Source organism: Paractinoplanes brasiliensis (assembly GCF_004362215.1).
Lineage (GTDB): Bacteria > Actinomycetota > Actinomycetes > Mycobacteriales > Micromonosporaceae > Actinoplanes > Actinoplanes brasiliensis.
Genome location: NZ_SNWR01000001.1, coordinates 6,410,858 through 6,437,657 on the forward strand (window position 1 = coordinate 6,410,858; position 26,800 = coordinate 6,437,657).

Annotated in this window: 23 protein-coding genes; 14 read left to right on the forward strand and 9 right to left on the reverse strand. The window is 72.9% G+C overall.

Translation table 11 applies throughout. The features are described from left to right. Positions 1–43: 43 nt before the first annotated feature. Both C8E87_RS28890 and C8E87_RS28895 read right to left on the reverse strand, forming a co-directional pair. A complete protein-coding gene (locus tag C8E87_RS28890) occupies positions 44–1,546 on the reverse strand; it encodes an MFS transporter (RefSeq protein WP_275409173.1) in 1,503 nt (500 codons plus the stop codon). Positions 1,547–1,676: 130 nt separating this feature from the next. After that, positions 1,677–2,447, reverse strand: a complete 771-nt coding sequence (locus tag C8E87_RS28895; RefSeq protein ID WP_133875993.1) for an SDR family NAD(P)-dependent oxidoreductase — start codon at positions 2,445–2,447, stop codon at positions 1,677–1,679. A 188-nt stretch (positions 2,448–2,635) separates the two neighbouring features. Here C8E87_RS28895 and C8E87_RS28900 point away from each other — a divergent pair, with 188 nt between their 5' ends. Together C8E87_RS28900 and C8E87_RS28905 are read left to right on the forward strand one after the other, a co-directional pair. Next, positions 2,636–3,601 carry an LLM class flavin-dependent oxidoreductase gene (locus tag C8E87_RS28900; protein ID WP_133875994.1) on the forward strand — a complete coding sequence of 322 codons (966 nt, stop codon included), beginning with the start codon at positions 2,636–2,638 and terminating at the stop codon, positions 3,599–3,601. 24 nt (positions 3,602–3,625) lie between these two features. After that, positions 3,626–4,375 (forward strand): SDR family NAD(P)-dependent oxidoreductase, encoded by a 750-nt coding sequence (locus tag C8E87_RS28905; RefSeq protein ID WP_133875995.1) that lies wholly within the window; start codon positions 3,626–3,628, stop codon positions 4,373–4,375. Positions 4,376–4,728: 353 nt separating this feature from the next. Here the strand turns inward: C8E87_RS28905 and C8E87_RS28915 are convergent, their stop codons facing one another. Together C8E87_RS28915 and C8E87_RS28920 are read right to left on the reverse strand one after the other, a co-directional pair. After that, complete coding sequence (locus tag C8E87_RS28915; protein WP_133875996.1) at positions 4,729–5,508, reverse strand: TIGR03084 family metal-binding protein; 780 nt, start codon at positions 5,506–5,508, stop codon at positions 4,729–4,731. Positions 5,509–5,602: 94 nt separating this feature from the next. Further along, positions 5,603–6,037: an SgcJ/EcaC family oxidoreductase gene (locus C8E87_RS28920; protein ID WP_133875997.1), complete on the reverse strand. Its 435-nt coding sequence runs from the start codon at positions 6,035–6,037 to the stop codon at positions 5,603–5,605. Positions 6,038–6,205: 168 nt separating this feature from the next. Here C8E87_RS28920 and C8E87_RS28925 point away from each other — a divergent pair, with 168 nt between their 5' ends. After that, a complete protein-coding gene (locus tag C8E87_RS28925) occupies positions 6,206–7,039 on the forward strand; it encodes a TIGR03084 family metal-binding protein (RefSeq protein WP_438866197.1) in 834 nt (277 codons plus the stop codon). Here C8E87_RS28925 and C8E87_RS44670 read toward each other — a convergent pair. Further along, a complete protein-coding gene (locus tag C8E87_RS44670; protein WP_203721000.1) occupies positions 6,979–7,716 on the reverse strand; it encodes a MerR family transcriptional regulator in 738 nt (245 codons plus the stop codon). The two genes, C8E87_RS28925 and C8E87_RS44670, sit on opposite strands and share 61 nt — an antisense overlap. A 528-nt stretch (positions 7,717–8,244) precedes the next feature. Here C8E87_RS44670 and C8E87_RS28935 point away from each other — a divergent pair. Continuing rightward, on the forward strand, positions 8,245–9,045 hold the full coding sequence (locus tag C8E87_RS28935) for a helix-turn-helix domain-containing protein (protein ID WP_133875998.1): 801 nt from the start codon (positions 8,245–8,247) through the stop codon (positions 9,043–9,045). 42 nt (positions 9,046–9,087) lie between these two features. On the opposite strand, the gene C8E87_RS28940 is transcribed toward C8E87_RS28935, so the two are convergent. After that, complete coding sequence (locus tag C8E87_RS28940) at positions 9,088–9,927, reverse strand: maleylpyruvate isomerase N-terminal domain-containing protein (RefSeq protein ID WP_133875999.1); 840 nt, start codon at positions 9,925–9,927, stop codon at positions 9,088–9,090. Positions 9,928–10,127: 200 nt separating this feature from the next. Between C8E87_RS28940 and C8E87_RS28945 the strand changes: the two genes are divergently transcribed. From C8E87_RS28945 to C8E87_RS28970, 6 genes are all read left to right on the forward strand, one after another. Continuing rightward, positions 10,128–11,135, forward strand: coding sequence for a DUF1702 family protein (locus C8E87_RS28945; protein WP_133877146.1), 1,008 nt, complete (start codon positions 10,128–10,130; stop codon positions 11,133–11,135). Between the two features lie 10 nt (positions 11,136–11,145). Next, positions 11,146–11,583, forward strand: a complete 438-nt coding sequence (locus C8E87_RS28950; protein WP_133876000.1) for an acyl-CoA thioesterase — start codon at positions 11,146–11,148, stop codon at positions 11,581–11,583. Next, a complete protein-coding gene (locus tag C8E87_RS28955; RefSeq protein ID WP_133876001.1) occupies positions 11,583–12,950 on the forward strand; it encodes a cytochrome P450 in 1,368 nt (455 codons plus the stop codon). The genes C8E87_RS28950 and C8E87_RS28955 overlap by 1 nt, the downstream gene beginning before the upstream one ends. A gap of 194 nt (positions 12,951–13,144) precedes the next feature. Further along, complete coding sequence (locus C8E87_RS28960) at positions 13,145–13,453, forward strand: SCP2 sterol-binding domain-containing protein (RefSeq protein WP_438866198.1); 309 nt, start codon at positions 13,145–13,147, stop codon at positions 13,451–13,453. A gap of 27 nt (positions 13,454–13,480) precedes the next feature. Continuing rightward, positions 13,481–14,029, forward strand: coding sequence for a hypothetical protein (locus C8E87_RS28965; protein ID WP_307870870.1), 549 nt, complete (start codon positions 13,481–13,483; stop codon positions 14,027–14,029). A 1-nt stretch (position 14,030) separates the two neighbouring features. Continuing rightward, the gene (locus C8E87_RS28970; protein ID WP_166661277.1) at positions 14,031–14,567 is read left to right on the forward strand and encodes a copper resistance protein CopC; all 537 of its coding nucleotides are present in this window, start codon (positions 14,031–14,033) and stop codon (positions 14,565–14,567) included. A gap of 57 nt (positions 14,568–14,624) precedes the next feature. Here the strand turns inward: C8E87_RS28970 and C8E87_RS28975 are convergent, their stop codons facing one another. From C8E87_RS28975 to C8E87_RS28985, 3 genes are all read right to left on the reverse strand, one after another. After that, positions 14,625–15,713: a carboxymuconolactone decarboxylase family protein gene (locus tag C8E87_RS28975; protein WP_133876005.1), complete on the reverse strand. Its 1,089-nt coding sequence runs from the start codon at positions 15,711–15,713 to the stop codon at positions 14,625–14,627. A gap of 61 nt (positions 15,714–15,774) precedes the next feature. Next, on the reverse strand, positions 15,775–17,403 hold the full coding sequence (locus C8E87_RS28980; protein WP_133876006.1) for an FAD-dependent oxidoreductase: 1,629 nt from the start codon (positions 17,401–17,403) through the stop codon (positions 15,775–15,777). Next, positions 17,400–17,957 (reverse strand): DUF5987 family protein, encoded by a 558-nt coding sequence (locus C8E87_RS28985; protein ID WP_133876007.1) that lies wholly within the window; start codon positions 17,955–17,957, stop codon positions 17,400–17,402. Before C8E87_RS28985 ends, C8E87_RS28980 begins: the two co-directional genes overlap by 4 nt. Before the next feature lie 232 nt (positions 17,958–18,189). Here C8E87_RS28985 and C8E87_RS28990 point away from each other — a divergent pair, with 232 nt between their 5' ends. The 4 genes from C8E87_RS28990 (at position 18,190) to C8E87_RS29005 (ending at position 26,758) form a co-directional block, all read left to right on the forward strand. Continuing rightward, positions 18,190–19,323, forward strand: coding sequence for a carboxymuconolactone decarboxylase family protein (locus C8E87_RS28990; RefSeq protein WP_166661278.1), 1,134 nt, complete (start codon positions 18,190–18,192; stop codon positions 19,321–19,323). A 28-nt stretch (positions 19,324–19,351) separates the two neighbouring features. Then, complete coding sequence (locus C8E87_RS28995) at positions 19,352–20,347, forward strand: DUF1702 family protein (protein ID WP_133876009.1); 996 nt, start codon at positions 19,352–19,354, stop codon at positions 20,345–20,347. A 127-nt stretch (positions 20,348–20,474) separates the two neighbouring features. Next, positions 20,475–26,237: a type I polyketide synthase gene (locus tag C8E87_RS29000; RefSeq protein ID WP_133876010.1), complete on the forward strand. Its 5,763-nt coding sequence runs from the start codon at positions 20,475–20,477 to the stop codon at positions 26,235–26,237. Continuing rightward, positions 26,237–26,758, forward strand: coding sequence for a flavin reductase family protein (locus tag C8E87_RS29005; RefSeq protein WP_239080694.1), 522 nt, complete (start codon positions 26,237–26,239; stop codon positions 26,756–26,758). The genes C8E87_RS29000 and C8E87_RS29005 overlap by 1 nt, the downstream gene beginning before the upstream one ends. Positions 26,759–26,800: the final 42 nt, after the last annotated feature.

Here is a 26,800-nt window from a genome sequence, read left to right on the forward strand (position 1 = left end):
CACCTCTTCCGATCCACACTCGACATGCATGCGTGCACCTCGTTCACACCGCGTCCGCTCGCGGCGTCAGCTCCTCCTCTCGCGGGGCCGGGCCGGCAGCCGGCTCGGCCGCGGGGTTGTCCCGCGGGGCGAACAGCGCCACCACCAGACCCACGACGGGCACCAGCGCCGCCACCCAGATGGCCGCGGTGAAGCCGTCGAAGAATCGCTCGACCGACTCGTAGCCGCCGGCCGAGGCGAACACGACCGAGACCGCCGCCACCCCGAACAGCCCGCCGGCCTGGGCGAGCGAACGCTGCACCCCGGACGCCATGCCTTGGCCCTGCGGTGGCACGGACCCGGTGACGGCCGCGGCGATCGACGGGAAGCCCATTGACAGCCCGATCCCGGCCACGATGAACGGCGGGATGAGCAGGAGGTAGTTCACGCCGGCGTGCACCAGCGCGGCCAGCCAGATCAGGCCGATCGCGTGCAGGGCCATGCTGAGGATCATGAAGGGCCGGTTCCCCAGCCGTCCGGCGAGCGCGCCGGCGATCGGCGACACCAACAGGGGCGTCGCGCTGAACGGCAGCATCCGCAGACCGGCCGACAACGGGTCGTGGCGCAGCCCGATCTGCAGCAACTGAGTGATCAGGAAGACGGCGCCGATCAGCGAGACGTTCTGCAGGAAACTGACCGTGTTGCCCACCACGAAACCACGGATCCGGAAGTAGGCGAGCGGCAGCATCGGGTGGCGCGAGCGTCGTTCCCAGAGCACGAAGAGCACCGTCATCAGCACGCCGCCGACGAGGCTGGCGACGACCTCGAAGCTGCCCCAGCCCGCCTCGGGCGCGTGCGTGGCGCCCCAGGCCAGGCCGAGCAGGGCGAGGGCGGCCAGCAGCGCGCCGACGATGTCGAGTTTCTGCGCCCCGCCGTACGTCTCGTTCAGGAACCGCCGGGACAGCAGCACGCCGACGATGCCGATCGGGATGTTCAGCCAGAAGATGGCCTCCCAGGCGAAGCCCTGGACGATCGCGCCGCCGATCACGGGCCCGATCGCCACGCCCAGCCCCATCAGGCCGGCCCAGATCCCGATCGCACCGGGCAGCTTGGCCGGCGGGAACGCCACGACGATGAGCGTCAGCGACAGCGGCGCCAGGATCGCCGCCCCGACACCCTGCAGCAGGCGTGCCGCGATCAGCGTCTCGGAGTTCGTCGACAACGCCGCCAGCAGCGACGCGAGGGTGAAAATGACGATGCCCAGCATGTACATCCGCCGGCGGCCGAACCGGTCGCCCACCGCGGCGCCGGTCAGCAGCAGCGCGGCGAACGACAAAGCGTAGGCGTTCACGATCCAGTCGAGGTCGGCCAGGCTCGCGTTCAGGTCGGTCTGGATCGTCGGCAGGGCCATGGCCACCACGACCACGTCCAGCGCGGTCAGGAACGCGCCGAACGAGGCGAGCACCAGCGTCCAGGTGGTCCGGGGACTAGCTGCGGGTGATGCGTTGATCATGGCTGCGAACCCTTCAGCTTGCGCGACATGACGATCCTCCAGTTCCGTCTGCACCGTTCTCGGTCGTGCGCGGGCCGGTGGCGCCCGGGCAGCGCCACCGGCCCTGCAAAGGTTGACCGGATCCTGTGCGGAAACTCATCGCGTCACCGCTGCCGAAAACTCCGGCGACCGCTCGCCCGCCGCGTCACGCCGCGGTGAAACCGCCGTCGAGCAGGTATCCCTGGCCGGTGACGTAGCCGGCGGAGTCCGACAGCAGGAAGGCCACCAGCTCGGCCACCTCGGTCTTCGTGGCCATGCGGGGGATCGGGTGAGCGCCGACCGCGTTGTCGAGGATCTCGCCGGGAAGCGGCTCGAGCAGCGCGGTGTCCACCATGCTCGGACAGACCGCGTTGACCCGGATGCCGGCGCTCGCGGTCTCGAGCGCGGCTGCCTTGGTCAGACCGAGGATCGCGTGCTTGGTCGCGGTGTACAGGGACATGTACGGCACGGCGATCACGCTCATGATCGACGCGCAGTTGACGATCGCCCCACCGCCGTTCGCGGTCATGGCCGGGATCTCGTGGCGCAGGCTCAGCCAGCAGCTCTTCAGGTTCGTGTCCATCAGCGTCTGCCACTCGTCCTCGTCGGTGGCGACCAGGGGGAGCGCGCCGCGCGACATCGTGCCCGCGTTGTTGAACGCCAGGTCGAGCCGGCCGAACGTGGCCACCGCCGTGTCGACCACGGCCGCGACCTGGTCGCCGTCGGTCACGTCGGCGGTCACGAACACGCCGCGGCCGGGCTTGCCGGTCACCTCCTCGATCTCGCGCACCAGCTTCTCGCCCAGCTCGGCCCGCCGGCCGCAGGCCACGACGGACGCCCCGCCCCGAGCGAGCAGCAGGGCGGCCTCCCGCCCGATGCCGGATGTCGCGCCGGTGACCAGAGCGACCTTGTCGTCGAAGTTGAAATTCACACCCATGCCGGACCTCGCTCATTCGCAATGGCTGGAAATGCACTGCGTCAATGGTCGGGGCGGGAGCCTTACGGGTCTTATCCGAGAGTGCTCGATGACCCACCGGGCCGGCCGCAGTGAGCACTGCAGAAGACGTGCGCACCCGCGGCGCCGACGCATGATGACCGTGGCCTGGAGAAGTCTCGGGAGGAAGCATGTCCGCAGTCAATGTCGGCATCGCGCTGCCGGTACGGGAGATCGCGATATTGGGTTCCAACGACGCCGCGCCGTTGCTGAAAATGGCGCGGCAGGTGGAGGACAGCGGCTTCGACGCCGTCTGGGTGGGTGATTCCTTTGTGGCCCGGCACCGGCTCGAGCCGCTGACCATGCTGGCCGCGATCGCCATGGTGACCGACCGGATCACCATCGGCACGGCCGCGCTCACCGCCGTCCTGCGCGAGCCGCTCACGCTCGCCCACACCATCGTCACGCTCGACCAGCTCGCGCCGGGGCGCCTCAAACTGGGCATCGGCACCGGGGCGCCGCTGCCGGTGCAGGCAGAGTACGACGCGGTCACGATGTCCTATCGGGAGCGGGCCGGCCGCGTGGACGAGGCCGTGGCCCTCTGGCGCAAGGCGTGGCGGGGTGAGGAGGGTGCTCTCACGGGGGAGTACTACGACCTCAACGGCCTGCGCCTGCAGATGCCGCCCACCGACGTGGGCGGCCCCCCGCTCTGGCTGGCCAGCAACGGCAAGCCGGGCGCGGTCCGGCGGGTGGCCCGCCACTACGACGGGTGGCTGCCGATCCTCATCACGCCCGAGGAGTACGCGCGGTCGCTCGCCGCCATCCGGGCGGAGACCGAGGCGGCCGGCCGGGACCCCGACGCTGTCGAGACCGGCCTGTACGTCACCGTCAACATCAACGACGACCGCGACGAGGCCACGGCCGGCCTGAACGACTACACCCACCGCTACAACGACCTGCCGCTGCCGGCGATGGCCGCCTACCAGCTCTATTACGGCGGTTCGGCGGCCGACCTGGCCGGCTGGCTGAGCGAGTACGTCGCGGCCGGCGCCCGCAACATCGTGCTGCGCATCGGATCGTTCGACGCGTACGAGCGCAACGTCCAAGCCGTCGCCGAGGGCGTGGTGCCGGTGCTGCACGCGCTCGACGTCGCCTGACCACCCACGACAAGGAGTCTCAACGTGCGATTCAACGAGAAGGTCGTGCTGGTGACGGGCGGTGGCACCGGGATCGGCCGGGCCGCCGCGCTCGCGTTCGCCGGCGAGGGGGCCCGCGTCATGGTCAGCGGGCTCGAGGACGAGCCGTTGCGGCAGACGGTCAAGGCGATCGAGGCGGCCGGTGGCACGGCGGCGTCCCTCACCGGCGACGTGCGCGTCGAGGACCACGTACGGGCCCTGGTGGCGGCGACCGCCGAGCAGCTGGGCGGTCTCGACGTGGCGTTCAACAACGCCGGGCTGATGGTCGGCGGACGCGTCGCGGACCTGGAGGAGCCGGCGTGGCGCACGGCGCTCTCGATCGCCACCGGCACCTGGTTGTCGATGAAGCACGAGATCGCGTACATGCGGGAGCACGGCGGCGGCGCGATCGTCAACATGTCGTCGATCATCGGCCCGCACAAGGCCATCCCCGGCACGGGGGCCTACGGCGCGGCGAAAGCAGCCATCACCGCGCTCACCCGTACGGCGGCGGTCGAGAACATCGGGGACGGCATCCGGATCAACGCGGTCAGCCCGGGGCCGATCGACACGCCGTTCTCGCTGATCCGCGGCGAGACCCCCGAGCAGCAGGCGCAGCGGATGCGCACGACGCTGCCGATCGGCCGGGTCGGCACGGTCGCCGAGGTGGCCGGCGCGGTGCTGTGGCTGGCCTCGCCCGAGGCCGGCTTTGCCGTGGGCGCCGACCTCGTCCTCGACGGCGGATCCACCGCCTGACCACGAGCTCACTGAGCAGGCCCGGTCCGTCCCCCGGCGGCCGGGCCTGCTCAGCTGTGCGACGGGAACGACGTTGTGCGACGCGAACGGCGGTGGGGTCGCGAACGGCGGTGGGGTCGCGAACGGCGGTGGGGTCGCGAACGGCGGTGGGGTCGCGAACGGCGGTGGGGTCGCGAACGGCGGTGGGGTCGCGAACGGCGGTGGGGTCGCGAACGGCGGTGGGGTCGCGAACGGCGGTGGGGTCGCGAACGGCGGTGGGATCGCGAACGGCGGTGGGATCGCGAACGGCGATGGCGACGTGAAGAGGCGGCGAGCCCACCGGCAGGTGGCTCGCCGCCTCGGCGGGACTCCGGTCAGGCGGACAACGGCTTCGGCCCGTCCCCGGCGGGCCCGCGGTAGGCCTGGGCGATGCCGAGCCACCGATCCGCCTCCGCACCCCGCGCCACCAGCGCCAGGTCGTCACGATGCCGGCGCCGCGTCACCAACAGGCAGAAATCCGCCGCCGGCCCCGACACCACCTGATCACTGCCGGCCGGACCGAACTCCCACAAATCACCCGACGGACCGGTCAGCTCGAACCGGAACTCCTCCGCCGGCGGCGTCAACCCCCGCGCCAGATACCCGAAATCCCTGGTCCGAGCCCCGAAACCGGCAATGTGCCGCCATCGGTCGCGGGGTTGCCGCCGGACTCCGAGCGCATCGGCGACGTCCTGCCCGTGGGCGAAGATCTCCATCATCCCGGCGGCCGCGATCACCTGGGGCGGCAGCGGGTTGACGAGCCAGCGCACCATTTCGCCGGGCGGGACCGCCGCCAGCGCGTCAGTGGCGGTCGCCAGCTCCGTACGCCACCGGGCGAGGACTCGCTCGGGCGGGTCGGCGAGGTATTCGGTCAGGGCGGCGTCCACGGCCGCCTGGAAGTCGGCCCGGGCCGCCTTGGCCAGCGCCTCGAACCCCTCGGGGTCGGTGACGGCCAGGCCGGCCAGGTGGGCGATGAAGGCCAGGTGAGCGACCTGGTGCGCGATCGTCCAGCCCGGTGCGGGGGTGGCCAGGGACCATTGTCGCGGTGAGAGCCCGGCGACGAGGTCGTCGATCTCACCGGCCTCCGCGCGCAGGGCGTCGTACACGTCCGGCATGGCCGGTACCTCTTTCTCTCGGGTGCGGCGTCTGCTTCGTCGGGACGGTGTCCGCGGCGCGAGGCGCCCGATGCGACGCCTCGCGCCCGCGGGCTCAGGCGCCGGGCAGGCGGCCGTCGGCGTTGCGGGTGTTCTGGTAGGCGGCGATCAGCCAGTTGCCGTCCTGCTTCTCGAGCACCCAGGTCGCCCGGATCTCGCGGTCCGGGTGCGGCGCGGTCTCACCGGGAGCGAGCACGCCACCGTCGGTGATGACCACCGCCCCCGCCTCGCCGACCGGGCGCACGTCGATGACGTTCTGCAGAAGCGTCGTTCCCTTGTGGGCGGTCGCGAACTGCTGCTTCGCCATGGCCCGGATGACCTCACGGCCCTGGATGAACCGGTCGCCCGAGAGGATCATCGTGCCGTCGGCGGTGTATGCGTCCGCGAACGCGTCGGGGTTGTTGTCCGCCCAGGCCTTGCCGACGTTGTCGACAACGGCGCGCGCCGCGGTCTCGTCGACGGCTCGGGTCCTCGTCGTCTCGGCTGTCATTGCGTCTCCTTCGTCTGACGTGACCAGCACCGGAGGCTCCGGTCGGGGTACTTCCACATCTTCGGGTCCACCTCGGCGGGCGGGCATCTCTGAGAGTGCCGTCGCCGTGCCCCGGCACCGCGGAAGAAGACACGGCCGTACGTCCGGCGGCACCCTGGATCCGTGACCGTGCCCGCCGAGCATCAGGAGGAGGTGCCCGTGGCGGCGGAGATCTTGACCGACGTCGGTGCCCTGCGGGACGAGGCCGCCGAACTGGACGCGCTCGTGGCGGAGCTGCGTGCGGACCAGTGGCGGCTGGAGACCCCGGCCGTGGGCTGGACGATCGCGCATCAGATCGTTCACCTGGCCGCCGCGTTCCGGATGGCGGGGGTCGCGCTCACGCGGCCGGAGGAGTTCACCCGGCTCACCGCGGGACTGAGCGCGCGCTTCGGCATGGCCGTCGCCACGCTGCAGGAGGAGTTCCTGGCCTCGGGGGAGTCACCGCTCGAGCGGTGGCGGGCCGAGCGGGAAGTCACCGAAGGGGCGCTGGCCGCCTCGCCGGCCGCGGGGATCGTGCCGTGGCCGGTGCGGCCCGTGCCCGCCTCGGTGCTGGTCGCGGTGGGCCTGACCGAGGTGTTCGCCCACGGCCAGGACGTCCGGGACGCGCTGGGGGTGCGCCGCCGGTGGACCGACCGGATCCGGCAGGTCGCCGGTTTCGGGGCTCGGACCAGGGATTTCGGGTATCTGGCGCGGGGGTTGACGCCGCCGGCGGAGGAGTTCCGGTTCGAGCTGACCGGTCCGTCGGGTGATTTGTGGGAGTTCGGTCCGGCCGGCAGTGATCAGGTGGTGTCGGGGCCGGCGGCGGATTTCTGCCTGTTGGTGACGCGGCGCCGGCATCGTGACGACCTGGCGCTGGTGGCGCGGGGTGCGGAGGCGGATCGGTGGCTCGGCATCGCCCAGGCCTACCGCGGCCCCGCCGGACCGGGCCGGCAGTCGGGGCAGTTCTCGTCGGTGGGTGGCTGACCCTCCGGCGGGGAACCCCGGCCGGATGCCGCGGGTTTCGGCGACGCGCCGGGCGACGACGGATCTGGCAGCGCGCCCGCGGTGGCCAGCAGGTCCTCGTGGGCGAGGCCCCGTAGCGTGGTGAGGGCCATCTCGAAGAGCACGTAGCAGGCGGCTGCCGTGGCGACGGGCAGGCCCATGGCCAGCTCCCGTTCGCGCCGGACGGCCATGCGAGCCAGTTCGGCGTGCACGCTGAACGCCTCGACCTCGCCCTGCCAGCCCAGCTGGCGCAGCGCGTCGGAGATCTGCGCGAGCGCGGCGATGCCCGGGGCGGACTCGTCCACCCGCCAGCCCAGCCGGCGGATGAGCTCACCGGCCTGGGCGACGGTCGACGGGGAGGCCTCGGCGGCGCTGTCGATCCGGTCGACGCGCAGCGCGTGCTGAATCAGGCGGCAGTGGTCCTCCACGCTGAGGTCGGAGGCGTCGACCGCGGCCAGCACCTCGCGCACGGTGGCGACCGGCAGCCGGCCGACGGTGATCAACGTGCGGACGAAGCGCAGCCGGGCCAGGTGTTCCTCGGTGTACACCGCCTGGTTGCGAGCGGTGGACTGTCCGGGAGGAAGGAGTCCTTCCCGGAGGTAGAACTTGATCGTCGGGATGGCGACGTCACCCCTGCGGCTCAAGTCGGAAATGCGCATAATCCCCCGCTTGCATTGTCTCGCTTAAATCATCGCACACAAGATCGCTCTTGTTAACTGCCCGCTTGCCGACACTGCGGAAACAATTTTTGATTGGAATCGTGGAATCCCTGCTCAGCGGGCGTTCGCCCGTCGGGTGCGGCCGCTCGCCCGCGTTGATCCGCATCTCGCTCCGGGGTGGCCGACACCGTGCGTGACTTTTCAGTTCGTGAAATCCCACTTCCGGGCCAGGGAATGCCGTGTTAACGGCCCCCACGTGGGCGGATGGGCCCGGGCAGGACCGCCGAACGTCCACCGTCGAGTGCCGGTATCCATTCCTACTTCTCGATTGCGCTGCATTCCGGCGGGCGCCGGTTCGTATTGTTCGCACGCACCGGCTTCGTTAGCCTCTACCGGGGAGGCGGCGGAGCGTCGCAATGATGCGACCAGGCTATTAATTTACCACCCGTTAACATTTATTCGTACCCGTCTCCCGAAATGCCGAAATGACGCGGCCGGACGACCTCTGCCTTCAAACGGGGGAATTTCATGGACGATGCGGAGCTTGCTGCCCTGCGCGCGATCGACACGATGCGCGAGCGTATGGGCGAACAACTGACAGTCGACGATCTGGCCCGAGCGGCCATGTTCAGCAAGTTTCATTTCACCCGTATGTTCCAGCGGACCACCGGGGTCTCGCCGGGACGATTCCTGTCCGCGCTCCGGCTCCAGCGGGCCAAGGATCTGCTCGTGACCACGTCGATGAATGTGGCCGACATCAGCATCCACGTCGGCTTCAACAGCGTCGGCACGTTCAGCTCCCGGTTCAGCCGCAGCGTCGGCATGTCGCCCACCACCTACCGCCGGCGCGCCGGTTTCGCCGCAGCCATCGACGTGGACTCCGACGTGCCCGCCGGCCGGGGATCGCACGCGTCGGTGACCTGCACCCTGCGGGCCGGCCACGCCACCGACGCGCTCACCTTCGTCGGCCTGTTCGCCGACCCGATCCCGCAGGGCAAACCGGTGAGCTGTGCCGTGCTCGACCGGCCGGGCCGGCTGCGGTTCGGCGTCGTCCCCACCGGCAGCTGGTACCTGCTCGCCCAGAGCCTTCCCGCGATGGACGCGGACACCGGGGAGCCGGACCGCGCCGACCGGCCGGTCTCCGTCGCGTCGCGCGGCCCGATCGTGGTAAGGCCCGACTCGCAGCTCTCGGTCGAGGTCACGCTGCGCCGGTTCCGCGCTCTCGACCCGCCCGTGCTGCTCGCGCTGCTGGATGCCCGCAAGTACGCCCTCCAGCAGCTCAACGCGCGCAACGCGCTGCCGGCCGGCTCGATCGGCCAGGCGGCCTGACCCGGTGTGGCTCCTTGCCCGCAAGGAGCCACACCACACCGGTCAGCCCGGCGGCATGCGGACCTTGCCGAGGAACGGCGCCAGCAGCCACGGCCGGCGGCCGGTCACCGACAGGCCCCGGGTGAGAACCGCCCGGGCCTTGCCGACACGTCCGAACAGGACCAGCGCCAGCGTCTCCGGGTCGAAGCGCACGCGGACGTCGACGTCCCCGCCGGGCTGCCCCAGGCTGACTCGGCCGTCGTGCAGCACCAGAACCGTCCGGCTGGTGTACGCCGAGCGGAACTCGACGGCGATGCGGCCCGCGCGGTCCGGCCGGTCGCTGTCGAGCATGCTGCCGTACCCGCCGCGGATGATCCCGGGCAGGAAGAACTGCGGGAAGAGCGCCCACGCGGCCGGCGGCATCGACCACGGCCGGCCGGTGGCCCCGGCGATGTCGCGACCGTGAATCAGGAACTCGTTGACCATGTGGGCGGCGAGACCGGCGACCGGCACGTGTGAGCCGCCCAGCCACGGCACGAGGTCGTCCGGGTCGTGGGCGTCGTACGCCGCCAGCACCGGGCCGAGGTCGTCGCGGATCAGGCCGGCCAGCCGTACGAGGTCGCGTTCGGGCATCTCCCGCAACAACCGGCGGTTGAGTTCGGCCACGTCGTCGACGGTGCCGGAGCGGAAGAACTCGTCCGCCGAGCGCAGCGTGCGTTCCGCGGGCCGCAGCAGGCCGCGCAGCAACCGGACCAGGGTGGCGGTGTGCGCCGCGGTCTCGGCGACCGACCAGTGCGCCGTGGCGCGGCGCCGGTGGTCCGCCGCGGCGTGGACGAGGCCGGCGAAGCGCTCCCCGGCCTCCTGCAGAGTGTGCCGGGCGAACGCCGGCGTGACTTCGGACATCGCGTCAGCTCCGGCCCGGCCGCTCGGGAATGTTGATCGTCTCCACCATGTGGACCTCCTGTTCAGGACTGTCGCGGCAACGGCCTCTCACAGTCTCGGCGGCCTGGGCGACGCACGGCTTCCGCACGTGTGCGCGATCGGGATCCCGCTTGCCCGAAGCGCACGGCTGAAGACGCCCCGGCCGGCATGGCCGCGTGACGATGTGTCCGTCGGCCCGGACAACTCCTGGAGGAGATGTGAGAACACGCCTGCGACAACTCCGGCGGCGGCTACTGACCCCGTCCATGTCCGAGACCCTGCTGTCGGTCCGAGGTTTCCACGTCAAGTCGCCGCAGGCGCGGGACCGGCTCGAGTCGATCGGCCGCTTCTTCCTGACCGGATACGGCGAGGCGGCCGAGGCCCGGCGTCCGCGCGACGTCGAAGCGGCGCTCGAGGCCATCTCGCCGATGTACCAGGGTTTCGCCTACGAGGGCGCCGCGATGGGGCACGCCGTCCGTGACGGGCTCCCCGTCGGCGGCCGCGACCACGTCGCCGGGTTCCTGGCCGGCCGGGCGGACCGGCACATCTACATGGCGTACGTCGGCGTCGGCTGGGCGATGGCCCGGTTGCCCCGGATGCGCTGGGGGTCCCTGCACGCCCCGGACCCCCTGCTGCGCTGGCTGGTGCTCGACGGGTACGGCTTCCACCAGGCCTACTTCCGGACATCGTCGTACGTGCACAAGCACTACGTGGAGCAGCGCTTCCCGTGGCCCGGCGACCGGGGCGGGCACGCCGCACGGGTGATCGACCAGGGGATCGGGCGGGCCTGCTGGTTCGTCGGCGGCGCCGACCCTGAGGTCGTCGCGCGGCTGCTGCACGGGTTCCCCGGCAACCGGCAGGCCGACCTGTGGGCCGGTGCGGGGCTGGCCGCCACCTACGCGGGGGCCGCCGACCAGGCCGAGCTGGAACGCTTCTGGGAACTGGCCGGCCCGTACCGCCGGTTCGTGGCGCAGGGCGCCGCGTTCGCCGCCGCGGCCCGGGTCCGGGCGGACCTCGTCGTGCCGCACAACGAGCTGGCCACCGAGGTCTTCTGCGGCATGGACGCGGCGGCGGCGACGAAGGTGACCGACGAGGCGCGTGCCGGCCTGCCGGCGGACGGCGAGACCCCGCAGTACGCCGCATGGCGTGACCGGATCATCGACACCTTCGCCGCGGCCGGGCGGGTCTAGGGAGGACCACATGGAGTCGTACTTCGCCTACCAGCACACCGTCGGGTTCGAGGAGACGAACCTGGTCGGCAACGTCTACTACGTCAACTACCTGCGCTGGCAGGGCCGCTGCCGCGAGATGTTCCTCAAGGAGCGCGCGCCCGAGGTCCTCGCCGACCTGCGCGACGATCTGAAGCTGTTCACGTTGCGGGTCGACTGCGAGTTCTACGCCGAGATCACCGCCTTCGACGAGTTGTCCATCCGGATGCGGCTGGAGGAGCTGGCGCAGACCCAGCTGCAGTTCAGCTTCGACTACGTCCGCCTGGACCCGGGCGGTGGCGAGACGCTGGTGGCCCGCGGATCGCAACGGGTGGCGTGCATGCGCGGGCCCAACACCCGTACGGAACCCTCCCGGGTGCCGGTGGCGCTGATCCGCGCGCTCGAGCCGTACACGGCGGTGCGAGTCTGATGACCGCCACCCAGACCCCCGCCACTGTCCGCCGCCGTGTCCCCGGACCCTCCCGGGCCGCCGCCTTGCGCATGCTGGCGGTGATGAGCCGTGACCGCCTCCGCATGCTCAGCGACGCGGCCGCCCGGTACGGCGATGCCGCCCGGCTCCCCGTGGGGCACAAGACCCTGTACCTGTTCAACCATCCCGACACCGCCAAACACGTGCTCGCCGAGAACAGCGGGAACTACACCAAGGGCATCGGCCTGGTGCACGCCCGGCGGGCGCTCGGCGACGGCCTGCTCACCAGCGAGGGCGAGCTGTGGCGCAAGCAGCGCAAGGTGATCCAGCCGGCGTTCCAGAGCCGCCGCATCGCCGCCCAGGCGGGCCCGGTCGCCGAGGAGGCGATGAAGCTGGTCGCCCGGTTGCGTGCGGCCGTGGGCGGGGAACCGGTCGACGTGGTCAGCGAACTGACCGGGCTGACCCTCGGCGTGCTCGGCCGTACGCTGCTCGACGCCGACCTGAGCGAGTTCGACGACATCGGGGGCGCCTTCGCCGCCGTGCAGGACCAGGCGATGTTCGAGCTGGCCACGCTCAGCGCCGTGCCCACCTGGGTCCCGCTGGCCAAGCAGCTGCGGTTCCGGCGGGCCCGCGCCCACCTGGACCGGATCGTCCAGGAGCTCGTGGCCCGCCGCAAGGCCGCGGCGACCGCCGGTGAGGACGTGCTGACCCGGCTGATCGCCTCGGCCGAGCGGGAGCCCGACCCGCGGGTGGGACGCATGCGCCTGCGCGACGAACTGGTGACGCTGCTGCTGGCCGGGCACGAGACGACCGCCAGCACGCTCAGCTGGACGCTGCACCTGACCAGCGATCGGCCCGACGTGTGGGAGCGTCTGCACGACGAGGCGGTCGCCGCCCTCGGCGACGATCTGCCGACGTTCGCCGACCTCGAGAAGCTGACCTACACGTCAGCGGTGATCGAGGAGGCCATGCGGCTCTACCCGCCCGTATGGCTGCTGCCCAGGATCGCCAAGGAGCCCGACGTCATCGGCGGCTACCCGGTTCCCGGGAAGGCCGACGTCCTGGTGTCGCCCTACACCCTGCACCGGCATCCCGGGTTCTGGCCCGATCCGGAGCGCTTCGACCCCGGCCGTTTCGAGACCGCGGCCCGAGGCGACCGGCCCCGGTACGCCTACATCCCCTTCGGCGCCGGGCCGCGCTTCTGCGTGGGCAACCACCTCGGTCTCATGGAGGCCGTCTTCGTCATCGCGTGCCTGGCCCGCGAGCTGCGGCTCACCACGGCGCCCGGCTGGACGGTGCGGCCCGAGCCGATGCTGTCGCTGCGGATCCGCGGCGGCCTGCCGATGCGCGTCTCGGCCGCCGGCTGAACCCCTGCCGGCGCCCGCGCACCCGGCGATCATCCCTTCACCTGGGAGCCCACATGCTCATCGACCAAGCCGATCCCGCCGTCATGGACCCGCTGGCCTTTGCGCGGGTCGTCAAGGCCACCCCCACCGACGTGCTGCGCCGGGTCATGTCCGGCGAGCGGCGGACGCCCATCCTCGCCGAACTGGTCCGCCGGATGCCCGACGTCTTCCGGCCCGACCGCGCGGCGGGCCACACCGCCGTCGTCCACTGGCGGGTCGGTGGCCGCGCCGACGGCGGACTCGACGTCTACGAGCTGGTCATCGCGGACGGCGCCTGCAGCGTGTCGCCCACCGCCGACGGGCAGCCCCAGCTCGTGCTCACCCTCGACGCCGTGGATTTCCTGCGGATGCTCACCGGCAACGCCAACGCGGTCGCGCTGGTCATGCGCGGCCGGCTGCGCAGCAAGGGCGACCTCGTGCTGACCGCGAAGCTGCCCGGGTTCTTCGAACCGCCCCGGCCCTGACAACGCACACCGAACGGAGACCGCATCGTGCTCGCAACACTGAACGGCCGGCGCCACCGTCTGGCACTCGGCCTTTTCCTCATCGTCGTGCTGGCCCACTGGGCCGAGCACCTGGCCCAGGCCTGGCAGATCTGGGTGCTGCACTGGCCGCTTCCCGAGTCGCGCGGCGTCCTCGGCGTGCAGTTCCCCTGGCTGGTCAAGTCGGAGTGGATGCACTACGGGTACGCCCTGGTGATGCTGACCGGCCTGTTCCTGCTGCGGCCGGGTTTCGCCGGGCGCGCCCGCACCTGGTGGACCGTCGCCCTGGTCATCCAGTTCTGGCACCACATCGAGCACCTGCTGCTGCTCATCCAGGCCCAGACGCACCACAACTTCTGGGGCGCGGGCGCACCGACGAGCATCCTGCAGCTGATCTATCCCCGGGTGGAGCTGCACCTGTTCTACAACTCGGTGGTCTTCCTGCCGATGATCGTCGCCATGTACTTCCACCTCCGCCCGAACCCGCGGGAGGCCGCGGCGACCGACTGCACGTGCGGCCACGTCCCCGAGCGTGAGCACGCCGCGGCCGGGGTCTGAGGTGAGCCGGTGGCTGCTCGCGGCGGTCCTCGCCGCCGCGAGCGCTCTCGCGCCGGCCGGGTGCTCGGCGGCCCCGGCCGGCGCTGCCGTCGTGACCAGCGATCCGGCCGACCTCGCCGCGCTCGCCCGCGCGCCGGCGGCCGTGACGCTGCGGCTCACCGGCGCGCCGGTCGTGGAGTTCTCACACGTGACGGTGCGCGACGCGGCCGGCACGGACCTCGCCGCCGGCCCGCTGACCCGCGCCGGCGGCGACAGCCTGCGGCAGCCGGTCGGCGTGCGGGAGACCGGCGATTTCGTGGTGGCTTACCACGTGGTCGTGGAGGGCGGCGACGACGTGGCCGGGGTGCTGCGCTTCAGCGTTGGCACCGGCCGGCCCCCGGCCACGTCCGGCGCGGGCCCGGACCCGGCGGCGCTGTCACATCAGCACGGCCTGGACCCTCTCAGCGGGATCATGCTGACAGCCAACGCCGGGGCGCTCGCCGTCGCCGGCTTCCTCCTGATGCGTACGAGACGCCGGCGCCGGCCCTGGCGCCTGTGACCCCGCGGCGGGGCGGCCCGGACGCTGAGCGCGTCCGGGCCGCCCGTTCGTGCGCCGTCACCGAAGAGAGTCCCCGGTGACGGCGCCGGGGCCGCCCGCAGCCGCTCGCGCCGCCGTGTGCCGGGCGGCGGCGAAGGCCGACCAGCCGACCAGCTCGACCAGGGAACGGTCCTCGGGGTCCCCGGCCCGGAACGCGGCCACCAGGTCGGGCGTGACCCGGTAGGAGGCGTGGACGGTGAGCAGCGCGAGCCGGCCGGCCGGGCGGTGGGCCGGTGCGAGCGGCTCGGTCGGTTCGGCGAGCCAGTCCCGGATGTCCGGACCGGGCGGCCCACCCCGTTCCTCGGCGAGGTGCCGCAGCACCATCTCCCGGACCGGCCCCGGAACAGCGTGCGTCGCCGACGCCTCGAAGGCCTGGGCGGCGCGGGCGAACGCCTCGGCCACCATCGGGTCCGGACCGGCCCAGGCCAGATCGGCGGGGAGCTCCGCGGGCTCGAGCAGACCGAGCGAGAGCCCGGCGTCCGCCCGGCGGCGGCCCAGCGATCCCATGATCCGCTCCGCCGTGCGCCGGAACACCGAGCCGAGGGACCCTCCGGTCACCGGCAGCGGCGACTCCCGCAGGAAGACGTTGACCATGCGGTTGATGTAGTGGAACGTCGTCGCCACGCCGAGCAGGTGTGGCGCCTCGGCGGCGGCGAACGGCATCGGCCGGGGCCGGGGACCGTCCAGGTGGTACGCCCAGCCGGCCAGCGCGGCGAGGGCCGGGTCCGCGACCTCGGCGATGCGGCCCGCCGCTACGGCCCGCGCGTCGGCGGTCCCGTCCAGGCCGACCAGCGTGGCGCCGTGCACGTCGACGCAGTACGGGCATCGGTTGGCCAGCGACACCGCCGCGGCGACGGCCTCCTTGCGCTCGCGGCTCGCCGGGCCGGGCGTCAGCAGCGTCTCGCGCAGCATCACCCAGCAGGCGGCCAGCACCACGGGCGAGCTCGCCTGCAGGGCGACCGGCGGCGCCAGCATGCCGAAGTCCCGCTCGATCTGGCTGTAGACGCGGGCCACCGCGGGCGGGGCCGCGGACACCGGCACCGGGCGCAGATAGTTGATGTGTGCCGGCGAGATCCGGCGGGTCGCGTTGATGAGCAGCTTTCCCATCGTCGTTCTCCCTCGCGGTGCGGCCGGGCCCGGCGGCGAGGTGACGCCGGGCCCGCCGACGTCAGATGTGGACCGGGCGCCGCGAGGCAGCTTCGCCCTCGGGCAACGAACCCGCGTACCGCACGGCGACACCACGTTCGCGGGCGGCCCGGACGATCCCCGGCATCGCCCGCTCGGCGAGCGCCGAGATGGTGAGCGCGGGGTTGACGGTCAGCGCGCCCGGCACGGCGGAGCCGTCGGTGACGAAGATGCCCGGATGCCCGCGTAGCTCGTGCCGGTCGTCCAGGGCCGAGGTGGCCGGGTCGTCGCCGATCCGGCACGACGACAACGGGTGCACCGTGTACGCGCCGACCAGGTCGTTGGTCCACGGGGCGACCCGGGCCAGCCCGTCGCGCTCCAGGATGTCCTTGATCTCGGCGTCGGCCAGGTTCCAGCCCCGCCAGGTGTTCTCGGTGGGCTCGTACCGCAGCGGGCCGGTGCCGAGCATCTGCTGGGAGAGCCGGACGGCGTTGCCGGTCTCGGGCGGCTCGCCGAAGACGCCCTCGTTGTCGTCCTCGGACATGATGAAGATGGTCAGCCAGGACTGCCAGCGGCGCAGCATCTCCTTCTTGTCCCGGCCGAACCAGAGCGGGTCCGTGCCGTCGGGAACCTGCGCGAGGATCGTGCCCAGCCCGGGCGGGAAGAAGAGCTGCTCCAGCGAGAAGCGCTCGTGCTCGGGCAGCGAGCCGTCGAGGTGGTCCCAGTTGGCGACGACCGGGCCGCGTCCGATCTGATACCCGGCGTACGCCTGGCCGTCCGGTCGTTCCAGGCCCAGCACGTCGCGTACGCGGTCCTCGTCGAAGACCGCCGTGTTGAGCCGCTCGCCGTTGCCCGAGAAGTAGCGGCCGACCGCGGGCGGCATCGCGCCCAGGTGCGGTTCCGACCGGCGCAGGATGACCGGCGTGGCCCCGGTGCCGGCGGCCATGATGACGATCTTGGCGTCGATGGCCCCGGTGTCGTGCAGCACCCGGTAGTCCTCGTCGTCGACGATCCGGTAGTGCACGCGGTAGCCGTCGCCGGTGCGCGTCAGGTGTTGCACCTCGTGCAGCGGGCGGATCTCGGCGCCGTGGGCCAGCGCGCCCGGCAGGTAGTTCAGCAGCAGCGACCGTTTCGCGTCGAACTTGCAGCCGGCCATCATCCAGTTGCAGTTGGTGCACAGGTCGACGTCGACCGCCGAGGGCGCCGGGTTGGCCGTACGTCCGGCGTGGTTGCAGGCCGCGGCCCACAGACCACCGGCGTACGGGACGTTCTCCCACCGCTGCTGGGTGACCGGAAGCGCCTGTTCGACCCGCTCGTACCAGGGATCGAGGGTTTCCCGCGAGATGGCGGCCGGCCACATCCGGCGTCCGATGCTGCCGTGGCGTTCGAAGACGAACCCGGGGGCCCGGGGCATCGTCGCGAAGTACACCACGCTGCCGCCGCCGACGCAGTTGCCGCCGAGAATGCTCATCCCGTCGCCGACCACGAAGTCGAACACCCGGGTGTAGGAGGAGCCGAGGAGGAAGTCGTGGTCGAACTCGTCGGCGGTCACCCACGGCCCACGCTCGAGCACCACCACCTTGGCGCCACCCGCGGCGAGGTGGTACGCCGCGATCGCGCCGCCGAACCCGCTGCCGATGACCAGGACGTCGGTGCTCTCCACGGCGCTCATGCCGGGCTCCCGCCGCTGGTCGTGGCCGGGTGGACGTCGGCGAGCCGACGGCCGTACGAGTACGACGGGAACCGCCACACCCCGTCCGGCTCGGGCTGCCGGTAGCCGATCGTGAGCAGGCCCGGGTGGCCCGCCTCGAGCGCCGCGGCGGTGTTGAGGTGCGCCGCGCTGTCGAACGCCATGTTGCAGAAGAGCGCCAGCGCCACCCACATGGCCTTCTCGGGGTGGTCGGGGGCGGTGAGTCGCTGGACCAGCCGGGTGCGCTGCTCGAAGTCGAGGGCCACGAACGGCGGGACGTCCGGATCCGCGGCGGCCCCCAGCTCGGCGGCGTGCCCGTTGAGGGCGTCGGCGAGGCCGGGCAGCGTGCCCGCGAGCCCACCGCCCGGCAGCTCCAGCAGGTCGATCGCGCCCGCCGCGACCGCGCCGGGCCCGGGGGCGGCGCCGGCGACGGCCCGGTCGGACGGGTCGCGCTTCTCGCCCGGGAGGATGGTGTCGGCGAACGCCTCCACAGTGAGGATGGTGGTCGAGTCGGTGTCATGTCTGTTCGGTGGCACCGCGGTTCCCTTCGTCTGAGCCGTTGGCGACCGGCCGCCGCCGAGGCGGGACCGCTCGATGATCGGCGTCGGCAGAGACCCATCGTCCGCACCGCCGAATCCCTCCCGCATCTCTGGCCTTGCGCTGTGCGACGGGCCTTCTTTGTTCGTGCTCACCTCGTCGCAGGGCGGGCCGGTCGGCCCCCGGGACGGCAAATACTGGGGCCATCGAGCCGGCCTCCAGGAGGATGCGATGGTTCCCAGCCGGGTAGCCGCTTCCGTTGTTCAGCGGCACGTCAAGCACGTCAGGCCGGTCGCCGTGGGCGAGGCGTCCGGCGTGGTCGCCCGCGTCTACGAGCAGGTGGCCGACGAGATGCGCGTCGTCATACCGCCCGCGCAGCTGCATTCGCCGGCCCCGGATCTGCTGGCGGCCTACTGGATGCTCATGCGCGAGCCGCTGCTGCCGACGCGCCTGGTGTCCCGGGCCGTCAAGGAAGCCGTGGCGGCTGCCGTGTCGATCGCGAACATCTGCCCGTACTGCGCCGAGATGCACGGGGTGAGCCTGTACGACCTGGGCACCGAGCACGACTCCGAGGCGATCGCCCGCGACGACCCGGCCGGCATGGACGATCCGCGGCTGCGGGCGGCGGCCGAGTGGGCCCGGCACGCGCACGAGACCGCGGACGGCCCGGTCCCGCTGCCCGATCCGCGCCCCGGGGCCGCCGCCGAACTGGTCGGCGTGCTGGTCGCCCTGCACTACCTGTGCCGCATGGTCAACGTCTTCCTGTCGCCCTTCCTGTTGCCGCCGAGCCTCGGGCCGCGTGCCCGGCGCCGCGCCAAACAGGGCATCGGCCGGCTGATGCGCCCCACCCTGCGCGACCCGCGAGAGCCCGGCCGGTCGGTCGGTCTGCTGCCCCCGGCCGATCCGTCCCGCACCCGCGGTGGGCTCTGGACCACAGGCAACGCATGGGTGGCCGACGCGTACGCGCGGGCGTCCGACGCGTTCGACGCCGCGGGGGAGCGGTCCGTGCCGCCCGCCGTGCGGCAGGTAGTCGCGGAGTTCCTGGACGGCTGGCACGGCCAGGAGACCGGCATCTCGACAGCGTGGTGCGAGCGGCTGGTGGCCGGTCTGCCCGCCACCGAGGCCGTCTCCGCCCGCCTGGCGCTGCTCACCTGCGCCGCCTCGTACCAGATCGACGAGGTGCTGGTCGGCGAGTTCCGGGCCGTGCACCCGGGCGACGGCGTGGTGCTGGACACCGTGGCCTGGGCGAGCTTCGCGGCCGCGCGGGTGATCGGCGACCGTCAGCCGGTCGGGACGGCATTCCAGGAGACGCGCGGCGGCGCGGGCCCGCTGCACGATGAAGAAGCGTCATCGCCGTGGCTGTGACGCCCGAGTCGGACCAGGAGGAGCATCGATGCCGTCGCTCACGGGAGCGCTGCGCAGGTTCGCGCTGGCGCCGTCACCGGCCCACATCTCCTTCGCCGGACGCGGCTTTCCGGCCGCGGGCTCGGCGGCCGGCCGGCGCCTGGAGGCCATCCCGCAGGCCGTCGTCTGCGGATTCGAATGGGCCATCGACGGCCTGCGCCAGTCCGAGGTGGTCAGCCGCCTCGAGCTGGTCGACCCCGAGCACCGGGGGTTCGCCTACGAGGGCGCGACCATGGCCTACACCGTGCGCGACGCGATGGCGGCCGGCCGTGCCACCCGGGCCCGGGAACTGCTGCGCGGTCCCGCCGTGCCGCACACGTTCCTCACCTACATCGGCATCGGGTTCGCCATGGCCCGGCTGCCCCGCGCCCTGTGGCGCAATGTGCTGCCCGACCTCGACGGGACGCCGTACTACCCGACGATGAGCTGGCTCGCCGTCGACGGGTACGGCTTCGACCTGGCTTACTTCCACACCGAGCGGTACGTGACACGGCAGGTGCGGCCCGCGCCGTACCCGTGGCTGGGTCACCCCGGCTACTTCCGCCGGGCGGCCGACCAGGGCATCGGGCGCGCGCTCTGGTTCATCCACGGCGGCTCGCCCACGGGGGTGTCGGCGGCGGTGGCCGCGTTCGCTGCCGATCGCCGGGCCGACCTGTGGAGCGGGGTGGGTCTGGCGGCCACATTCGCCGGCGGCTGCGACGTCACCGGGCTGCGATCGCTGCTCGTGGACGCAGGCACGGACGCCGCCCATCTGGGCCAGGGCGCTGTCTTCGCGGCCAAGGCCCGTTCCTACTCGGGGTTCGTCCCCGAGCACACCGAGGCCGCCGTCCGGGCGCTCGCCGGCGTCGACGTGCGAGCTGCGGCCGCCCTCGCCGACGACGTCGCCGTGACCGGCTTCGCCGATGAGGACGAGGTCGACTACGAGGTCTGGCGCGGCCGCGTCCGGCATCGGCTGGCGCCGCTCGAGCCGGGCGTTCAACGCTGATCCGCGGGCCGGTCGCGGCCCGCACACGACGAGTTCCGCCGGAGGACGGTCGCACCCGGGCCGAGCCGGTGCTGACCCCTGCCCGGGCTCGGGGCGAACGTATCGCGGGAAGAGAAAGGCCGAGAGTATGACCAGGATCGCCATCGTCGGCATCGCGTGCCGTTACCCGGACGCGACCTCGCCCAAGGAGTTGTGGGAGAACGCCGTGGCCGGTCGGCGCGCGTTCCGCCGCCTGCCCGACGTACGGATGCGCCTCGAGGACTACTGGGACGCGGATCGCAGCGCGCCGGACAAGTTCTACGCGCGCAACGCCGCCGTCATCGAGGGTTACGAGTTCGACCGGATCGCGTACAAGGTGGCCGGGAGCACCTATCGGGGCACCGATCTCACCCACTGGCTGGCGCTCGACGTGGCGGCCATGGCGCTGGCCGACGCCGGCTTCCCGATGGCCGAGCGGCTGCCGCGCGAACGTACCGGTGTCATCGTCGGCAACACGCTGACCGGCGAGTTCTCCCGGGCCAACCAGCTCCGGCTGCGCTGGCCCTTCGTCCGGCGGATGGTCGCGGCCGCGCTCAAGGAACAGGACTGGAACGACGACCAGCTGGCCGATTTCCTCGACACCTTCGAGGCCACCTTCAAGAGCCCGTTCCCCGCGGTCGACGAGGACACGCTGGCGGGCGGCCTGTCCAACACCATCGCCGGGCGCATCTGCAACCACTTCGACCTCAAGGGCGGCGGTTACACAGTGGACGGCGCCTGCTCGTCCTCGCTGTTGTCGGTCGCGACCGCCTGCAAGGGGCTGCTCGACGGGGAGCTGGACGTGGCCATCGCCGGCGGCGTCGACCTCTCCATCGACCCCTTCGAGATCATCGGTTTCGCCAAGACCGGAGCGCTCGCAACCGGCGAGATGCGCCTGTACGACCGCAACTCCAACGGTTTCTGGCCCGGCGAGGGCTGCGGCATGGTCGTGCTGATGCGTGAGGACGACGCCGTCGCCGCCGGGCACCGGATCTACGCCTCGATCGCCGGCTGGGGCATCTCGTCGGACGGCAAGGGCGGCATGACCCGGCCGGAGCTGGCCGGCTACCGCCTCGCGCTGCGACGGGCGTACGAGCGTGCCGGTTTCGGCATCGAGACCGTCCCGCTCTTCGAGGGGCACGGCACCGGCACGCAGGTCGGTGACGCCACCGAGCTGACCGCGCTCGCGACCGCCCGCGGCGAGGCGGCCCGGCCGGGCGCACGACCCGCCGCCGTCGGATCGATCAAGGCGATGATCGGGCACACCAAGGCCGCCGCGGGCGTGGCCGGGCTGATCAAGGCGGCCATGGCCGTGCACCACGAGGTGCTGCCGCCGACGATCGGCTGCGTCGACCCGCACGAGGTGCTCGCCGCCGAGGACGCGCCGCTGCGCCCGCTGCGCAAGGCCGAGGCGTGGCCGGCGGACGAAGCCGTGCGGGCCGGCGTCACCGCGATGGGCTTCGGCGGCATCAACACGCACATCGTGCTCGAGAACACGCGGCCACGGCGCCGGGCCCGGCTGGACACCCGCACCGGCGACCTGGCCTCCTCGCTGCAGGACGCCGAACTGCTGCTGGTCGACGCCCTGTCGGCCGGCGAGCTGCGTGAGCGGCTGACCCGGCTCACCGATTTCGTGGCCGGTGTGGCGTACGCCGAGCTGTCCGACCTCGCCGGGACGCTGCACCGGGAGCTGCGTGACCTCCCGTGGCGCGCCGCCGTGGTGGCCTCCTCGCCCGAGCAGGCGGAGCGGCGGCTGCGCCGGCTCGGTGAGGCGCTGGACGCGGGACAGACCGCGGTGTTCGACCCCGACGGCGGCAGCTTCCTCGGCTCGGCCACCGGTCCCGGCCGGGTCGCGTTCCTCTTCCCCGGCCAGGGCTCCGGCCGTGGCACCAGCGGCGGAGCCCTGCGCCGCCGGTTCGCCGAGGCCGAGGAGGTGTACCAGCGGGCGGGCCTGCCCTCGTCCGGCGACATGGTCGCCACTCAGACCGCCCAGCCCCGCATCGTCACCGGCTCGCTCGCCGGTTTGCAGGTGCTCGCGGGCATCGGCATCGACGCCCACGCGGCGGTCGGGCACAGCCTGGGGGAGATCGCCGCCCTGCACTGGGCCGGCGCCGTCGACGAGGACGCGCTGCTGCGCATCGCCGGGATCCGGGGCCGCACGATGGCCGAGCACAGCACGTCGGGCACGATGGCCGGGCTGGGCGGCAGCGCCGAGCAGGTCGAGGCGTTGGGGCTGGACCCGGCGGTGGTGATCGCCGGATACAACGGACCGCACCAGACCGTCGTCGCCGGCGACCTCGAGTCGGTCCGGCAGGCGTGCGACCAGGCCAAGGAGGCGGGCATGACCGCCACCATGCTGGCGGTGTCGCACGCGTTCCACTCGCCGCTGGTGGCGCCGGCGGCCGACGCCTTCGCCGAGCGGCTCGGCGCGGAGGCGTTCGGCGAGGTGCGGCGGCGGGTCCACTCCACCGTGACCGGCGAGGTGCTCGACCCGGACACCGATGTCCAGGAGCTGCTGCGCCGCCAGATCACCGCCCCGGTCCGCTTCGCCCAGGCGGTGGAGCAGGCGGCCAAGGACGTCGATCTGTTCATCGAGGTCGGCCCGGGGCGGGTGCTGAGCGGGCTGGCGGGCCAGATCGCCGCCGTGCCCGCGGTCTCGCTCAACACCGACGACGAGTCGATCGGCAGCCTGCTCGGCGTGGTGGCGGCCGCGTTCGTCGCCGCGTCCACCAGCGTCGACGCCGCCCTGTTCCACGGACGTCTGCTGCGTCCCCTGCAGGTCGGCGCGGAGTTCTCGTTCTTCGCCAACCCGTGCGAACAGGCGCCGTCGCTGACGCTCGCTGCCAAGCCGGCCACCCGGCCCGAGACGCCCGCCGAGCGGGCCGGGGACGGCGAGGGCGCGCTGGACCTGTTGCGCCGGCTCGCGGCCGACCGGGCCGAGTTGCCGCCGGACCTGGTCGCCGCGGAGAGCCGGATGCTCGACGACCTGCACCTGAGCTCGATCACCGTCGGCCAGATCGTCAACCAGGTCGCGCAGGCGATGAACATCCCACCCGCGCAGGCCCCGACCAACTTCGCCACCGCGACGGTGCGTGAGCTGGCCGAGGCGCTGCAGGCGCAGGCCGGCACGGGGCTGAGCAGCGACACCGCGGCGGCGCCGGTCGTCACCGGCGCCGCCGACTGGGCCCGCGCCTGGCGGATCGACCTCGACGAACTGCCGCGGCCGGCCCCGGCGCCGGCCGCCGGGAACGGGCCCTGGCGGTTGTACGCCGACGCCGGCGACTCCCTGGCCGCCCGGCTGGCTGCCGCCCTCGAGACCGCTCGGGCCGGCGCCGGTGTCCTGGTGGCGGTCCCGCCGTCCGGGGACCTCAGCGGTGCCCTGGACGGCGTCAAGGAAGCGGTGACCGGCGACGGCCGGCGCTCGCTGGTGTTGTTGCAGCGCGGAGCGGTCGGGGCCGGACTGGCCAAGACCGCCCACCTCGAAGCGCCCGCCCTCCGGACGACCGTGCTCCGCGTCCCGGACGGCTGGGACGACGTGGAGACGCTGGTCGCCGAGGTCGCCGCCACCACCGGGTTCAGCGAGGTGCACTACGATCCGGCCGGCGCGCGGAGGGTGCCGACCCTGCGGCCGATGTCCGTCGACCCGGCCGCCCCGGCGCCGCCGCTCGGCCCGTCCGACGTGCTGCTGGTGACCGGCGGCGGCAAGGGGATCACGGCCGAGTGCGCGCTCGCGATGGCTCAGGACAGCGGTGCGGCCCTGGCCGTGCTGGGCCGCTCCGACCCGGACGGCGACCCCGAGCTGGCCGCCAACCTGCGCCGGATCGCCGCCGCCGGTGTCACCGTGCGCTACGCCCGCGCCGACGTCACCCGCCCCGAACAGGTGCGTGCCGCGGTCGGCGCCCTCGCCGCCGAGCTGGGTGAGGTGACGGCCGTGCTGCACGGGGCGGGCCGCAACGAGCCCAAGGCCCTGACCAGCGTGACGACGGACGACCTGCGCGCCACGGCCGAGCCCAAGGTGGACGGTCTGCGGCACGTGCTCGACGTGGTCGGCCCAGGGCTGCGGCTGCTCGTCACGCTGGGCAGCATCATCGGCCGGGCCGGCCTGCGCGGCGAGGCGCACTACTCGGTCGCCAACGAGCGGCTCGCCGAGCTGACCGCCCGGGTCGGCGCGGACAACCCGGACTGCCGGGCGATCTGCCTCGAGTGGTCGGTCTGGTCGGGCGTCGGCATGGGCGAGCGCCTGGCCGTCGTCGAGGCGCTTTCCCGCGACGGGATCACGCCGGTGACGCCCGACCAGGGCATCCGGATCCTCCGGCGGCTGCTCGCCGACACCCGCACGCCCGGCGTCGTGGTGATCAGCGGGCGCACCGAGGGCATCCACACGGTGCGCTACGACGAGCCGGAGCTGCCGCTGCTGCGCTTCACCGAACGGCCGCTGGTGCGCTACCACGGCGTCGAGCTGGTCACCGAGGTGGAGCTGAGCGCCGGCACCGACCTCTACCTCGCCGACCACCACCTCGACGGCAACATGCTGTTCCCGGCGGTCTTCGGCATGGAGGCGATGGCCCAGGTGAGCGCGGCCGTGACGGGCCGAGCCGAACCGCCGGTCATCGAGAACGCGGAGTTCCTGCGCCCGATCGTGGTGCCGCCCGGCGGCTCGACGACGATCCGGGTCGCGGCCACCGTGGTCGCGGACGACGCGGTCGAGGTCGCCATCCACAGCGCCGAGACCGGCTTCGCGGTGGAGCATTTCCGCGCCCGCTGCCGCTACCCGGTTCAGCCGGCGCCGGACGCGCCGTTCGGCACGGTCGCGGACGGCCAGCCCGAGGTGGCCGTCGACCCGGCGGCCGACCTGTACGGCGACGTGCTCTTCCAGGGCGCCCGGTTCCAGCGCGTACGCCGCTACCACCGGGCCGCCGCACGCGACGTCGACGCCGAGCTCGCCGCCGCGCCCGGAACCGCCTGGTTCAGCGCCTACCTTCCGCAGACGTTGCTGCTCGGCGACCCCGGCATCCGGGACGCGCTGATGCACGGAACCCAGGTGTGTGTGCCCGACGCGACGCTGCTGCCGGCCGGTGTCACCCGCATCCACCCGGCCGGCGCCCGGCTCGGCGGGGAAGGGCGGTTCCGTTACCGGGCGGTCGAGCGCCGGCAGGACGGCGACGCGTACGTCTACGACGTCGTCCTGTGCACGCCGGACGGCACGGTGATCGAGCGCTGGGACGGGCTGAGATTGCACGCCGTGCGCAAGAAGGACGGCCGCGGGCCGTGGGTCGTGCCGCTGCTCGGCGCGTACCTGACCCGGGCGGCGGCCGAGGTCGCGGGGATGCGGGTCGAGGTCGCCGTGGAGCAGAGCGGCGAGCCGGCCGCCGACTACCTGGCCTGGCGTCGCGCCCGCACCAGCCGGGTGATCGCACGAGCCCTGGGCCGCCCGTCCGTGATCACCTACCGTCCCGACGGGCGGCCGGAGACACCCGGGGCGTCGATCTCGGCCGGGCACGGGGCCGGCGTCACGATCGGGGTCGCCGGCGACGGCCCGGTGGGCTGCGACGTGGAGGTGGTCGAGCGGCGGGAGCCGGACACCTGGGCCGGGCTCCTCGGCCGGCACGCCGGGCTGGCCGACATCGTGGTCACGATGCTGGGCGAAGAGGCGGGCACGGCGTCGACACGGGTCTGGACGGCGATCGAGTCGTTGCGCAAGGCCGGGCAGTCCGACCGGACGCCGCTGGTGCTCCTGCCGGATGCCCGGCCGGGCTGGGTGACGTTCTCGTCCGGGGAGCTGCGGGTCGCCACGTTCGCCACGACCGTACGGGGTGTCGAGAAACCGGTGGTGTTCGCGCTGCTGGCCGACGCTCAGCCCGGGACCCGGTGATCGTCGTGACCGGACTGCCCGATCGCGCCGGCCTGCGCACCACCTTCGGCACGTTCGCCACCGGCATCACCGTGGTGACCGTCGGCGGCGCCCGCCCGCACGGGATGACGGCGAACTCGTTCACCACCGTGTCACTGGACCCGGCCCTCGTCCTGGTGTGTGTCGGCCACGACGCGATCATGCACGAGGCGCTGGCCGAGAACGGCCGGTTCGGGGTGTCGATCCTCGCGTCCGGCCAGGAGGAGATCGCCCGTCACTTCGCCGACAACCGGCGCCCCCTCGGCTCGTCACAGTTCGACTTCGTGCCGTGGGTGCCCGGCCCGGACAGCGGCGCCCCGCTCATCGACGGCGCGGTGGCCCACTACGAGTGCGAGCTGTGGCGTGGCTACGACGGCGGCGATCACACCATCTTCGTCGGCCGGCTGCTCTCCGTCCGGCGCTGCAACGAGGAGGACGTCCTGATCTACCTGCGCGGGCGTTTCCGTCAGCTGGAGCAGATGCCGCGGGACCTGGTCGGCTGAGCGAGCCCCCGCCGTCGCGGGCCGCCCCATGCCCGGGGCGGC